Source organism: Dorea formicigenerans (genome assembly GCF_025150245.1).
GTDB lineage: Bacteria > Bacillota > Clostridia > Lachnospirales > Lachnospiraceae > Dorea > Dorea formicigenerans.
In genome coordinates this window covers 364,899-378,990 of sequence record NZ_CP102279.1, presented here as the reverse complement: position 1 = coordinate 378,990, position 14,092 = coordinate 364,899, and the positions used below count along the sequence as shown (strand labels likewise).

At 42.4% G+C, this 14,092-nt stretch carries 11 protein-coding genes; 1 reads left to right on the top strand and 10 read right to left on the bottom strand.

From position 1 onward, the window contains the following. Positions 1–12: 12 nt before the first annotated feature. The 10 genes from NQ560_RS02005 to NQ560_RS01960 form a co-directional block, all read right to left on the bottom strand. A complete protein-coding gene (locus NQ560_RS02005) occupies positions 13–246 on the bottom strand; it encodes a thioredoxin family protein (RefSeq protein ID WP_005332299.1) in 234 nt (77 codons plus the stop codon). A gap of 124 nt (positions 247–370) precedes the next feature. After that, positions 371–1,303, bottom strand: a complete 933-nt coding sequence (locus NQ560_RS02000; RefSeq protein WP_005332301.1) for a CobW family GTP-binding protein — start codon at positions 1,301–1,303, stop codon at positions 371–373. Further along, on the bottom strand, positions 1,290–1,649 hold the full coding sequence (locus tag NQ560_RS01995; protein ID WP_005332302.1) for an ArsR/SmtB family transcription factor: 360 nt from the start codon (positions 1,647–1,649) through the stop codon (positions 1,290–1,292). The genes NQ560_RS02000 and NQ560_RS01995 overlap by 14 nt, the downstream gene beginning before the upstream one ends. A gap of 46 nt (positions 1,650–1,695) precedes the next feature. Next, on the bottom strand, positions 1,696–2,706 hold the full coding sequence (locus NQ560_RS01990; RefSeq protein ID WP_005332303.1) for a permease: 1,011 nt from the start codon (positions 2,704–2,706) through the stop codon (positions 1,696–1,698). Between the two features lie 212 nt (positions 2,707–2,918). Next, positions 2,919–3,674, bottom strand: coding sequence for an aminoglycoside phosphotransferase family protein (locus NQ560_RS01985; RefSeq protein ID WP_005332304.1), 756 nt, complete (start codon positions 3,672–3,674; stop codon positions 2,919–2,921). A gap of 13 nt (positions 3,675–3,687) precedes the next feature. Then, on the bottom strand, positions 3,688–6,294 hold the full coding sequence (adhE, locus tag NQ560_RS01980) for a bifunctional acetaldehyde-CoA/alcohol dehydrogenase (RefSeq protein ID WP_005332305.1): 2,607 nt from the start codon (positions 6,292–6,294) through the stop codon (positions 3,688–3,690). Positions 6,295–6,996: 702 nt separating this feature from the next. Continuing rightward, positions 6,997–8,022 (bottom strand): sugar kinase, encoded by a 1,026-nt coding sequence (locus NQ560_RS01975; RefSeq protein WP_005332306.1) that lies wholly within the window; start codon positions 8,020–8,022, stop codon positions 6,997–6,999. Between the two features lie 4 nt (positions 8,023–8,026). Continuing rightward, entirely contained in the window at positions 8,027–8,665 is a 639-nt protein-coding gene (locus NQ560_RS01970) for a bifunctional 4-hydroxy-2-oxoglutarate aldolase/2-dehydro-3-deoxy-phosphogluconate aldolase (protein ID WP_005338994.1), read from the bottom strand. Between the two features lie 423 nt (positions 8,666–9,088). After that, positions 9,089–10,822: a [FeFe] hydrogenase, group A gene (locus tag NQ560_RS01965; protein WP_005332308.1), complete on the bottom strand. Its 1,734-nt coding sequence runs from the start codon at positions 10,820–10,822 to the stop codon at positions 9,089–9,091. Further along, positions 10,816–12,648, bottom strand: coding sequence for an NAD(P)-binding protein (locus NQ560_RS01960; RefSeq protein ID WP_005332310.1), 1,833 nt, complete (start codon positions 12,646–12,648; stop codon positions 10,816–10,818). The genes NQ560_RS01965 and NQ560_RS01960 overlap by 7 nt, the downstream gene beginning before the upstream one ends. A 335-nt stretch (positions 12,649–12,983) precedes the next feature. On the opposite strand from NQ560_RS01960, the gene mobB reads away from it, so the two are divergent. Beyond that, on the top strand, positions 12,984–14,057 hold the full coding sequence (gene mobB / locus NQ560_RS01955; RefSeq protein ID WP_005332312.1) for a molybdopterin-guanine dinucleotide biosynthesis protein B: 1,074 nt from the start codon (positions 12,984–12,986) through the stop codon (positions 14,055–14,057). The last annotated feature ends 35 nt before the right edge of the window (positions 14,058–14,092 follow it).

The window sequence follows — 14,092 nt, the reverse complement described above, 5'->3', positions numbered from 1 at the left end:
TTTTCGTCTCCCTTACTTTTTCAGCACTTTCATCATCTGTTTCTTTGATGGTACCTGTCCCGAAATAACAAGCTTTCCGTCAATCATGACAGACGGCGCTGTCATAACTCCAAGCTTTACAATCTCTACCAGATCTGCAACACGCTCAATCTTCGCATCAATCCCAAGCTCCTCTACACACTCTGCTACAATTGCATTCGTCTTATCACAGTTCTCACATCCACTGCCGATTACTTTTATATTCATATCTGACTCCTCATCTCATCACATTCACTAAAAAAGGTCCACTGGACCTTTTTGTCGTATGCTTGGCAACTAAAAAAGGTACACCGGACCTTTTTGTCGTATGCTTGGCAACTAAAATTCCATCCTAATTCTTCAGATCCATCGGAAGTCCGACACACTCATCCCATGCTTCCTTAATCTCCCGGATCAGTGCGATTCCAATCTTGGAGATAAATACAAGTTCTGACTTCTCCTGCGCTTCATATGGCGCATAATCCAGTTTCTTTCCAACTACATCGACCTTCTCCCAGCCTTCATTTTTTACCTTGAAAAAGCCTTTCGCTCGATAAACACTCGGCTCAATTCTCTCAAGGAAAGCTTCCAGTTTGTCTTTTTCAATCTCACCTGCAAAGTTCATGGAAAATGTCTTTGGCTTTGTCTCTGCTGAGTTGGTTGTCTCCTCGCATTCTGCCCATTGATACTTCATCAGATCCATATCATAAAATGAACGGTTAATATTGCCATTCTCACTCTCTGTAATTGGGCAGACCGGATTAATCTCCTGTACCTTCTCTTTTATCAGTTCAATCTGCTCTCTGTCCACTAAATCTACCTTTGTCAGAACTGCCAGATTGCAGTGCTTTAACTGACGGTCGATGGTAATTTCGTCCTCCAGTTGATCCAGAAAATTGTAGCAGTCCACCAGACAGATACAGCCACGGAAATCATATACTTCCCCAACCAGTACTTTTGTAGCTTCCAGAATCTCCTCCGCATTGGAAGGATCTCCAAAACCGGAACTTTCAACAAATACATATTCCAATCCCTGCTGTGACATCTTCGCAAGCGCATCGACAAAAGAAAGTCGCAGACAACTACAGAAAATAGATCCTCTATTCAACTCTACCATGTGAATGTCATCATTCTGTAGTACTGTTCCGTCAATGCTGATTTTTCCAAGCTCATTCTGAATGACTCCTACTTTCATTCCTTCCATATTCTCTAAAAGATTCTTTAAAAGTGTTGTCTTTCCTGATCCCAAAAAACCTGTCAGAAAATATAATTTAATCTGATTCATTCTTCTCATTCTCCCTTTCTGTATTACAATTACAATTTAAAAGTCCCGCATAAGCTCCTGGTATCATAAGTCTTCCGACTGTCTTATACACATCATTTAAAACTTCTATATCCAGTGAATACTGCATCCACTTTCCTTCTTTTCTCGCTTTCACAATTCCAAGGTCACACATTACCTTCATATCATGAGATAACGTTGGCTGCGTGATGTGAAACTCTTCCAGAATCTTGCATGCACAAAGTTCCCCTTCGGAAAGCATATCTATAATTTTCAGACGCTTTGGGTTTGACATTACCTTAAATATACGGGCATATTTTGCATAATCTATCATCACTTTATCATCCATTATCTAATCACCTTCCTGACTGTTCAAAAATCTTCTGATATCTTTATCATAGCATATATCCAAATATATTAAACAGGTATCCTACAATGACAATTCCCATGCACACAATTCCGATAAATATTGCAAGTAGCTTTTTCTTGATTGCTTTTGACAACATCACCAGTGACGGGAATGAAATGGTTGTTACTGACATCATAAATGCCAGGATTGTTCCAAGCCCTGCCCCTTTTGCCAGCAGACTTTCTGCAACCGGTATCGTTCCAAAAATATCCGCATACATTGGTACTCCGACTACCGTTGCCAGCGGCACCGCATACCACTTCTGCTCTCCTAATATGCTTCGAACTATATGCTCCGGAATCAGATTGTGAATTGCCGCCCCAATTGCTACTCCAGCAAAAATGTATGGTGCAACTTTCTTCACAGTGGATACCACCTGATTCTTTGCATAATTCATTCTGTCTCCTACCGTCAGCTTTGGGGATTCAATCTCCACATTCTGAGCCTGTCTGATGAACTCCTCCACCTGGTCTTCCATATGAAGCTTCTCAATCAAAGTGCCTCCAACTACTGCCACAATCAGACCTACAATTACATATGCAAACGCAATCTTGCCTCCAAACACACTCATGAGCAACACAAGCGAACCAAGATCTACCATCGGAGAAGATATGAGAAATGAAAATGTCACACCAAGTGGCAGTCCCGCACTTGTAAATCCCATAAAGATTGGGATTGAAGAGCAGGAGCAGAACGGTGTCACCGTTCCAAGCAATGCCCCGATAATATTCGCCCAGATACCATGGAATCTTCCCATAATCTTCTTACTTCTCTCCGGTGGAAAATAACTCTGAATATAAGAAATCAGAAAAATAAGCACCGCCAGCAGTACAAAAATCTTAATCACATCATAAATAAAAAAATGTAAAAATTCACCGGGAAATCTACTCTCCCCCATTCCTGCCTTTACAAGCAGATTTCCTATGAGATCTTTCAGCCAGTGCATACCTAATATCTGGTCCTGAAAAAAATCCCAGCCTGTCTTAATCGCACCCATAACGTCTCCTTTTAAACATTAGATATTTCTATAAACAATTCATTATATAGAAATATAGAAATATCTCTATGTTTTAGTTTTATAAAAACCGGCACGAACTTTCGTACCGGTTTCGTTCTATTCACACTTTACATCATACATAGAAGTTTGTCAATATATCTTCTTATATATGCTTTATTATTTATTTTAATCAAATTATATATCAAATATTTTTATTGATAATCCATGACATCGATCCACTTCATCAGGAAATCCTTCTCAAGCTCATTGTTCTTCTCAAGCTGTGCTGCTGCCACAATCGGGAACCACTGCTGTACATACTGTTTCGCAGTGTCACTCTTCTTGCAGAACATAGTCAGATACATCTCTGCTGCCACACGGTTCTTCAGTGCGAACTGAAGGTAAGTAAGTGCCGCATCTGCGCTGGCATTCCCCTGGGTAACATGTGCCCAGTCTACAACTGTCAGCTTGCCGTCCTCGCCTACGATGACATTACTTGGATTAAAGTCTCCATGGCATACTTTTGTATGCTTCGGCATGCTCTCCAGACGTACCAGAAGCTCATATCTCTGGGTCGCATCCAGTTCTTTTAACTGATTGATCTGTTTTGCCAGTTTGTCTTTCAGTTTCGTAAGCATCGGAGCCGTCTTTGCGTGGATCTGAAGCTGAAGATCTACGAACTCTGCCATATATTTTTCCAGATTATCCGAATCCTTTTCCATGACTGTTTCCAGAGTCTCGCCTGCCTGACACTCAATAACAAGTGCCCATTTTTCATCGATCTGTGTGACCTCATCAAGCTTTGGAATATCCAGTCCTGCCTCCTCGACTCGAACTGTATTCAGCGCCTCATTAAAAACGGCTGACTTCGGGTGATCTTTTTCAAATATTTTTACAATCTTATCCCCGTCCTTGTAGACTTCCTTATAAGAACGTTTCACAATTAATTCCGGATTCGTAAGTTTCATCACATTTACCTCCTTACCAGCACTTTAAGTATAACTCTTTGATTTCTTTCATGAGTGGATATCTTGGGTTTGCTGCTGTACACTGATCGTTAAATGCCTGCTCCACCATGTCGTCCAGTGTGTCCATGAAATATTTCTCATCAATGCCGTACTCGTGAATGGACTTCTTAATACCGATTTTTTCTTTCAGCTCTTCCAGTTTTGCAATAAAGTTTTCAAATACTTCTGCATCGTCTTTTCCCTGGCAGCCTACAAAGCGGCCGATTTCAGCGTATCTTGCCAGTGCATGTGGATACTGATACTGTGAAAATGTTCCCATTTTTGTCGGTACTTCTGCAGCATTATATCTCATAACTTCTGTCAGGATCACTGCATTTGCAACTCCGTGTGGCAGGTGGTGGAATGCACCAAGTTTATGTGCCATGGAGTGGTTCAGTCCAAGAAATGCGTTTGCAAATGCCATTCCTGCCATACAAGAAGCATTTGCCATCTTCTCTCTGGCCTCCGGATCATTTGCACCATTGTCGTATGCTCTCGGCAGATACTCAAATACTGCTTTTGCTGCCTTGAGGGCAAGTCCGTCTGTGTAATCCGTCGCCATAATAGATACATATGCCTCAATTGCATGAGTCATAACATCGATACCAGATGCACTGGTCAGTCCTTTTGGCTGAGTCATCATGTTATCTACATCTACAATTGCCATATTCGGAAGAAGCTCATAATCTGCAATTGGCCATTTTACGCCTGTCTCGGCATCTGTAATAATAGCAAATGGTGTCACCTCGGAACCTGTTCCGGAAGAAGTCGGGATTGCTACAAAGTAAGCTTTCTCGCCCATTTTCGGGAAAGTGAATACACGCTTGCGGATATCCATGAAGTCCATGGCCATATCCTCAAAGTCAGCTTCCGGATGCTCATACATTACCCACATAATCTTTGCTGCGTCCATGGCAGATCCACCGCCAAGAGCAATGATCGTATCCGGCTCAAATGCACGCATCTGATCCACACCTTTTTCAGCACACTGAAGTGTCGGATCCGGTGCCACCTCGAAGAAGCATGTATGCTGGATTCCAAGCTCATCCAGTTTCTGCTCGATCGGAGCTACGTAACCATTCTTATATAAGAAGCTGTCTGTTACGATAAATGCTTTCTTTTTGTGCAGTACATTTCCAAGTTCATCAAGCGCTACCGGCATGCAGCCTTTCTTAAAGTATACCTTATCCGGAGTCCGAAACCAAAGCATATTTTCTCTCCTCTCTGCAACTGTTTTAATATTGAGCAGGTGTTTTACACCTACATTTTCAGATACGGAGTTTCCTCCCCAGGAACCGCAGCCAAGTGTCAGTGACGGTGCCAGTTTAAAGTTGTAGAGATCTCCGATTCCTCCGTGAGAAGACGGTGTGTTGATCAGGATTCGACATGTCTTCATAGCTTCAGCATGTTTTGCAATTTTCTCTGTCTCAGCAGGATGTACATAAAGAGAAGCTGTGTGTCCATATCCTCCATCTGCTACAAGGCGCTCCGCTTTTTCAAGGGCTTCGTCAAATGTCTTCGCACGATACATTCCAAGTACCGGTGATAATTTTTCGTGTGCAAATTCTTCAGAAATGTCTACGGATTCTACTTCACCGATCAGAATCTTTGTATTTTCCGGAACTTCCACACCTGCAAGTTTTGCAATCTCATATGCAGATTTTCCAGGAATCTTGTTATTCAATGCTCCATTTATAATAATCGTCTTACGAACCTTATCAAGCTCTTCTCCTTTTTTCAGGAAGTAGCAGCCTCTGTATGCAAATTCTTTCTTTACTTCATCGTAAATACTGTCCAGAACCGTTACGGACTGCTCAGATGCACAGATCATACCGTTGTCAAATGTTTTGGAATGAATGATGGAGTTAACTGCAAGTTTAATATCTGCTGTGTCATCAATAATAACCGGTGTATTTCCGGCTCCAACTCCAAGTGCCGGTTTTCCGGAAGAATAAGCTGCCTTTACCATTCCCGGACCACCCGTTGCAAGGATGATGTCAGATTCTTTCATGACCATATTGGTCAGTTCCAGTGACGGTGCATCGATCCAGCCGATAATTCCTTCCGGTGCTCCAACTTTCACTGCTGCGTCCAGAACAACTTTTGCCGCTGCAATTGTAGAAGCTTTTGCTGCCGGATGCGGACTGATGATAATTGCATTTCTCGTCTTCAGACAGATCAATGTCTTAAAGATTGCTGTTGAAGTCGGGTTCGTTGTCGGAATAACTGCTGCCACAAGACCGATTGGCTCTGCGATTTTCTTAATTCCGAATGCTTTATCTTCCTCAATCACACCACAAGTCTTTGTGTCTTTGTATGCATTGTAAATATACTCTGCTGCATAGTGATTTTTGATTACTTTATCCTCAACAATACCACGTCCGGTTTCCTCAACTGCCTGCTTTGCAAGTGGAATACGCATTTTGTTCGCTGCAACTGCTGCCGCATAAAAAATCTTATCAACCTGCTCCTGTGTATAGGTGGCAAAGATTTTCTGCGCCTCGCGCATCGCCTGCATCTTCGCTTCCAACGCTTCCACATTGTCAACAAATACCGGTACAACATCTTTCTTCTTAGCCATCTGGATTCCCTCCTGTAAATAAAAAGTATGGATTATAGTTTACTTGATTAGACGTCTTTTATTCTTTACATTTGGTAGTATAAAATATCGTTAATTATTTGTCAATATATAAATGATATTTTTTTAACATTATTGTTTATTTTTTATCATATTCTGTGATAAATAGAATTGAAACAGGCAGTGCGCACAGAAACTGAATATTTTTTGTTGATGCTGCGTCGCTTATTTTGAACTTTCTACGCAAACTCGCCTGATGAACAGGCTCAGACAATGCTCCGAAAGTTCAAGCTATGCTCGCATCAACTACAAAATAATTCAATGTTTCTATGCGCACCGCCTGTTTTTCAGTTCTATTTCTCCCACTCAGTATGTAAAAAATAAACTTCTTGGAAGCAGGACGGCTTACGCTGGAAGGTTATCATTTAGGCTAAGTAGAAAACTGTAACATGGAGATCCTTTACTTCCTCTTCTTCAATATATTGTAAAGTAAACCAAAAACGCCTGAGGATTTCCAGGCCAGGATTGGGATATTTTCGTCATAGTTGCGAGTATAGCCTTGCTCTCGACGGATTGTTTGAGCTTGTTCTTTAAGCGAGTTTCCGTCGAGAGTAAGATATCAGCGACGCAGCAACTATAGAAAATATCTCACCTGCTCTGAAACCTCAGGCGGGGTTCATATATTTACTTCACAATATATTCAATTTACCAATTCATCTCACTATGATATCCGACTGTCTCGTGATCATGGATAATATTCTCTATCTCCTCACGATCCAATGATGGCATATCACCTGGGATAGTATTCTTGGCTGCACTGCTGGCATTTCCATAGCGAAGAGCACTTGCACACCCTCCGTCTTCTCTCAAAAGTCCATACAGCACTCCGGAACAATAAGCATCTCCGCTTCCGATACGATCTACAACTTCGATATTCTCGTATGGTTTCTCTTCATAGAATTTCTTCGCTTTTGCGTCGTAAATTACAGAAGTAAAGTTATGTATCTTTGGACTTAATACAGTACGCTGGGTGGATGCGATGATGGAGATTGGATATTCAGCTGCAAAGCTTTCCATGATCTCTTTTACATTGCCTTCTTTTCCAAATGTCAGTCTTGCAGTGTCTTCGGAGCAAAAGAAAATGTCTACATAAGGAAGGATTCCTTCAATACATTTTCTTGCTTCTTCTCCTGACCAGAGATTCAGGCGGAAGTTCACGTCAAATGAAATGAGTGCGCCTTTTTCCTTAAATCTCTTAATCATCTCTACTCCGGTCTTCCGACACTCTTCACTGAGCGCCAGAGTAATTCCGGAGGTATGAAAGCATCTGGTCGATTCATATATACTGTCATCAAATTCATCGATGTCAATTCTGGTCATGGACGAATGCTGTCTGTCATAGACCACGCCCGGTTTTCTCGGGTATGCTCCGTTCTCGTAGTAATACACGCCCAATCTTGCATCTTTTCCTGTATCGTATACCAGATAATCATCACTGACTCCACAGAATCGGATCTTATTCTTTGCGAACATACCGATACTACTGTCTGGAATTCTTGATATGATACCGGATCTCAGACCAAGAAGAGATACGCCGGAAGCTACGTTAAGTTCTGCGCCGCCAACCTGCTTCTGAAATGTCTCTCCACGTACGATACGCTCATTGTCCGGTGGGGACAGACGAAGCAGAATCTCTCCTAATGTCAGCAGATCAAATGCTTTTTTCTTCATAAGACTAGCCTCTTACTTCTTTTACAATCTCTACAGCTTCTTTTGTCATTGCCTCAATCTTGTCGAACTCTCCAGCCTCTACAAGACTTCCTTTTACCATCCAGCTTCCGCCACATGCAAGAATCTTGTCATATGCAAGATATTCTTTTACATTTGTCGCATTGATTCCACCTGTAGGCATGAATTTCAGTCCTGTGTATGGAGCTGCCATAGCTTTGATCATCTTCAGTCCGCCTGCTGGCTCTGCCGGGAAGAATTTTACAACTTCAAGACCATTCTCGATTGCCTGCTCAGCCTCGCTTGGAGTGCAGATTCCTGGTGTAATCGGAATATTCTTCTCTACACAGTATTTTACAATCTTAGGATTCAGTCCTGGGCTTACGATAAATTTTGCTCCTGCTGCTACAGCACGATCCACCTGCTCTGTTGTCAGAACTGTTCCGGCTCCAATAAGCATCTCTGGATATTTCTCAGACATGATACGGATTGACTCCTCTGCTGCATCTGTACGGAAAGTAACCTCTGCACATGGAAGTCCTCCATTGCAAAGAGCTTTTGCAAGTGGCTCTGCGTCCTTTGCATCATTTAATACAACGACTGGTACAATACCAATTTTCTGAATCTTCTCTAATACTTCATTCATGATCTTCTTCTCCTTCTTCTTTTTCAGTTTCATTATGCGAAACCTATTTTCATATTATGAAATCTCTTAATTCTGATTATACTCAAAGGACGCATAATGTCAAGAGTATTTCAAGTTTTCTAACTACCTCTTTATTATAATTCTAAGCTTATGTAAAAACAACCTGTTCTCATTTGTAGACTTGCGGAGGTGCGCAGTAGAAGTATGTCATGCAATTGCATTACGCGCACCTCGCAGCAAGAATGCCGAGGCATTCTTGAATACAATTCTACATTATGCAAAAAGGGCGCATGAAAAAACTTCCGTTTTTCACACGCCCCTTCTCTTATCCATCATTTTCTTTATGATGTCGGGTGCAAAAGCCCCCAACTATGATACACACAGACTGCCTATCTTTCTTATGCATTTTTCTTACGCATTTTTCTACATATTTTTCTTATGCTCAGTATGTAGAAGCATGTGAGCTTTGTGAGACATCGGTGCCTCAAAGTACTCTTTGTACATCTGAATGACATCTGGATTCTCATGAGAGAATCTAAGGTTCGCATTGCGATCCAGATAATACAGGTTCTTTCCACGTTCAAATGCGCGCTCTTCGCCGTCGTGGATCGGCTGTCCGCCACCACCGACGCATCCTCCCGGACACGCCATAACTTCTACAAAGTCATAGTGCACTTCACCGGATTCGATCTTGCGAATCAATTCTCTTGTATTTCCAAGTCCGCTGACTACTGCAGTTCTCACTGTAATATCATTAATCTGGAAATTTGCTTCCTGAACGCCGTCATTTTCATTGAATCCCTGGCTTCTGACTGCTGTAAATGCCTCTGCCGGCGGATTCTCACCTTTGATGATATAGTAAGCCGACCGAAGTGCCGCCTCCATAACTCCACCGGTTGCACCGAAGATGACTCCGGCTCCGGTTCCCTCATGCATCGGGCGGTCACTCTCAACATCTACCAGTGTCTGTGGGCTGATATGTGCAGAACGGATCATTCGGATCAGCTCACGTGTGGTGATAACTGCATCAATATCATGTCCTGCATATTCTTCATAATAAAGATCCATCTCACGCTCTGCCTTCTTAGCCACACATGGCATAACAGATACAGTATAGATCTTCTCCGGACTTACGCCCAGCTTCTCTGCAAAATATGTCTTCATAACTGCACCGAACATCTGCTGTGGTGATTTTGCGGAAGACAGATATTTTACCAGATGTGGGAACTGACTCTTAATAAAGCGCACCCATCCCGGACAGCAGGAAGTGAACATCGGGCGGTCTTTTAATTCACCACTTGTAAATCTCTTTACGAATTCATTTCCCTCTTCCATAATCGTAAGATCCGCAGAAAATGTTGTATCAAATACATAGTTTATTCCCATTCTCTTGAGGGCATCTATGATTTTTCCAACTGTTGCATCTTCCGGTGCCAGTCCGAGTTCCTCTCCCCATGCTGCGCGGACAGCAGGTGCTACCTGAGCAACCACGATCTTATCCGGATCTTCAATTGCTTTCCATACTTCATTCGTATCACTTCTCTCGCGAAGTGCTCCGACAGGACAATGTGTAATGCACTGACCACAAAGTGCACAATCTGCCTCTCGGATAGAATTATGACCTGACACATTAACTGTTGTGTGATAACCGGTTCCTTCTACATCCCAGACACCAAGCCCCTGAACCTTGTCACACACCTGCACGCAACGCATACATTTGATACATTTTGCAGAATCACGAATCAGTGGAAATGTTTTATCCCATGGCTGGTGTTCCAGATACTGATGAAATGGAAGTTCTAAAATATCCAGATCATTTGCAATTTTCTGAAGACTGCAGTTGCCGCTTCTCATACAAGTTACACACTGACAGTCGTGCTCAGAAAGAATCAGTTCTACTGTTGTACGTCTGTCCTTTCTGACTTTCGGACTATTTGTATAAATGACCATACCTTCCTCGCAAATATTATTGCAGGCGGTGATCAGTCTGTCCTTTCCTTCCAGCTCTACCACACACACGCGACAGGCGCCTATTTCATTGATGCCTTTGAGATAACAAAGACTCGGAATCTGAATACCAACGGATCTGGCAGCTTCCATAATTGTGGTATTCTCTTCTACTGAAATCTGTCTTCCATCTATTGTAAGATTTACCATAATTTTTCTCTGCCTCCTTTAAATATTCCATATCCGAAATGATCGCAGCGCAGACAGCGGCAAGCTTCCTGTTTTGCTTCTTTTTCGGTCATGCAGTTCTCCACTCCTTCAAAATCACAGACTCTCTCACATGCCTCGCGCTCTGTAAGTTCTGCACGTCCGCAAGGTACTCTGTCATGAAGGCTTGCTTTCGGAATCTCTACATCACAGGAAATCTCATGATGATATCCAAGATATTCATCAATGTTGGCAGCTACAACTTTTGCTGCTGCAATCGCTTTGATCACAGTAGCCGGACCACTTGCACAGTCTCCTCCTGCAAATACACCTGGCATATCCAGGAAATCTCCTCCTGCAGTTGTCACGATCTTACCACGCTCTACCGGAATTCCTGCTTCTGCGAAATGATCTGTCTCAATATTCTGACCAATTGCCACAACAAGGATATCACATGGAATATACTGATCTGGCTCTCCTGTTGCTTTTACGCTTGCACGTCCGCCTTTGATCTCACTGATCATCTGCGGTGTAACATACATTCCTTTAATGTGATGATTTTCATCAATATCCAGAGATGCCGGGGCCTTCAGAGTCTGTACTTCAATTCCCTCTGCAATTGCTCCTTCAATCTCTGCCGGAAGAGCTGTCATATCTGCAACTCTTCTTCTATATACAATGCTGACTTTCTTAGCACCCAGTCTTTTGGCTGTACGGACTGCATCCATAGATACATTACCACCACCGACAACTGCGACTTCTTTTCCAGTCAGGTCAAGTGCTTCGTCTTTTCCTACATCTCTTAAGAACTGTACTGCTGAGATGACTCCGTCTGCATCTTCGCCTTCCAGTCCAAGTTTCTTATCTGTACTTGCTCCAATTGTAATCAGAACAGCATCGTACTCACTGCGAAGCTGTTGGATTGTAATATCTTCACCGATCTTAAGACCGTATTTTACTTCTACTCCTGTCTTTAAGATTGCATTGATATCCTCGTCCAGACGGTCTTTCGGAAGTCTGTAGTTCGGAATACCATAGCGGAGCATACCTCCAAGCTTTGGAAGCATCTCATATACCGTTGTCTGATGTCCCATAAGCTGCAGATAATAAGCTGCACTGAGTCCTCCCGGGCCTCCTCCTAATACAGCAATTTTCTTACCTGTGCCTGGTGCACATTTTGGCGGCTCTACTTCCCCTGCAAAGTCTGCTGCCACTCGTTTCAGGCCACGGATATTAATAGAATCATCAATCATGTTACGACGGCATCTTGCCTCACATGGATGCTCACAGATAAATCCACATGTTGTCGGGAATGGATTATCCTTACGGATCAGACGGATTGCATCTGCATAGCGTCCTTCCCCAACTAACGCTACATATCCCGGAATATCAACATGTGCAGGACATAAGGATACACATGGTACCGGCTGATTATATGTACAGGTACAGCGTCCGTTCTTGATATGCTCGATATAATCATCGCGATATCCGATCAGTCCCTTATATACCATATGCGCTGCCTCATATCCAATCGCACAGTCGGCAGACTCCATAATAGACTTTGCTGTCTGCTCCATAGTATCAAGTGTCTCCATTGTTGCGTTGCCGTTCAGTACCTTTCTGATCAGGTGATTCAACTGACCAAGACCGACACGGCAAGGTACACATTTTCCACAAGTCTGAGCATGGCATAACTCCAAAAATGCGCGAGACAAGTCTACTGGACATAATCCCGGTGGGCTTGATTCGATTCTGCGCTCAAGATCCTTGTAGAGCTGCTCCATAACAAGGTCTGCCCTGCTAGGAGTATCGATCGTTAATCTACTCATTTTTTTATTCCTTCCCTCTCTACCGATTGTTTTTAGAATAAGTAACGGTCATATTGTAACATTTAGATAAAATTTTGTAAATACTTTTATCTAAATTAGTCACAATGCTATTTTTTTATCAATAGCAACGTCTTTTCTATAGTTTCTTTTTATAAACGTCCTTATATTTTCTAAATATAATTTAGTTAGTTTCATTTAAAACCCGTCCCAATTTTATCAATCCTGTGAAACATATATCTTTCCTTGTGGTTTTAAATTTCAAATGCTATAATTAACCGAAAGAAACGCCTATAAGCGCGCTTGTTTATAGATAAATACAACACGAGGTGATACAGATGAACACAGGCTGCCTGATACTGGCAGGAGGAAAAAGCCGTCGGATGGGATATCGGAAATCCTCTCTGAGACTTAATGGAACAACATTTCTCGACAAACTGATTTTTGAACTACGCGATTTTCCTGAGATTCTGGTTTCAGTCGATGATGCCGCCCGGCATCCGGAAATCCCTTATTCAATGATTGATGACCGATATTCAGATTGCGGTCCTATGAGCGGACTTTACAGTGCCTTATCTGTCTGCGAGTCGGATGCGCTGCTCGTTCTTCCCTGTGACGTTCCTCTTTTTTCCGGAACACTGGCTCATCACCTTCAGGAAGTCATGAAACATTCTGATACTGATGCACTTATCTGTGTCACGGCGGATGATCGGATCCACCCCCTGTGTGGTATTTATCGCAAAAGCTGCACCCCTGTACTAAAGAGGTGCTTGGATAATGGAAATCTTCGGATCATGGATGCTTTGAACAACTTAAAGGTTCATTTTTATCACGTAGAAGAAGATTCCTGGCAGCTACAGAATATCAATACACCAGAGGAATACCAAAAACTGACTGCAAAAAGCTGCCTGGCCATTTCTGGATTTAAAAACTCCGGAAAAACCACTTTAATGGAACGATTAATCCCAGAGCTGATCCACCGGGGACTTAAGGTCGCCACAGTCAAACATGACGGACATTCTTTCGAACCTGATTCTCCCGGAACAGACAGTTATCGGTTCTGGCAGGCAGGCGTGAGTGCTTCCATCGTCTATGATAACGACAAATATTCCGTTGTAAAACGGGAACCTTTACAGGAATCTGCAATTGCGGGGCTTGTCGGTGATGCTGATCTTGTTCTTTTAGAAGGCTTCAAATGGAGCGATTATCCAAAGCTTATATTATTGACTGGAAGTGATGAACAAAATAACAGCTTACTCGCTTCTGCTTCTAATTGTATCTCCTATATCACTGCTGATTTTTCAACCGAACAGTTGATACAAGATACACCCGTTTATTGTCGGGATAATATCGAAGCTATCGCTGACTGTATATTACAACATTATCATAACGGAGATTTAAAACATTTATAAATAATCGATACATTTATATAAGGAAAAATAAGGAA

Excerpts from the sequence above, each read along its gene's own strand:
- NQ560_RS01960 (WP_005332310.1), bottom strand. The coding sequence starts at position 12,648 with ATGAGTAGATTAACGATCGATACTCCTAGCAGGGCAGACCTTGTTATG.
- NQ560_RS01965 (WP_005332308.1), bottom strand. The coding sequence starts at position 10,822 with ATGGTAAATCTTACAATAGATGGAAGACAGATTTCAGTAGAAGAGAAT.
- NQ560_RS01970 (WP_005338994.1), bottom strand. The coding sequence starts at position 8,665 with ATGAATGAAGTATTAGAGAAGATTCAGAAAATTGGTATTGTACCAGTC.
- NQ560_RS02000 (WP_005332301.1), bottom strand. The coding sequence starts at position 1,303 with ATGAATCAGATTAAATTATATTTTCTGACAGGTTTTTTGGGATCAGGA.
- NQ560_RS02005 (WP_005332299.1), bottom strand. The coding sequence starts at position 246 with ATGAATATAAAAGTAATCGGCAGTGGATGTGAGAACTGTGATAAGACG.
- NQ560_RS01975 (WP_005332306.1), bottom strand. The coding sequence starts at position 8,022 with ATGAAGAAAAAAGCATTTGATCTGCTGACATTAGGAGAGATTCTGCTT.
- NQ560_RS01995 (WP_005332302.1), bottom strand. The coding sequence starts at position 1,649 with ATGGATGATAAAGTGATGATAGATTATGCAAAATATGCCCGTATATTT.
- mobB (WP_005332312.1), top strand. The coding sequence starts at position 12,984 with ATGAACACAGGCTGCCTGATACTGGCAGGAGGAAAAAGCCGTCGGATG.
- NQ560_RS01985 (WP_005332304.1), bottom strand. The coding sequence starts at position 3,674 with ATGAAACTTACGAATCCGGAATTAATTGTGAAACGTTCTTATAAGGAA.
- adhE (WP_005332305.1), bottom strand. The coding sequence starts at position 6,294 with ATGGCTAAGAAGAAAGATGTTGTACCGGTATTTGTTGACAATGTGGAA.
- NQ560_RS01990 (WP_005332303.1), bottom strand. The coding sequence starts at position 2,706 with ATGGGTGCGATTAAGACAGGCTGGGATTTTTTTCAGGACCAGATATTA.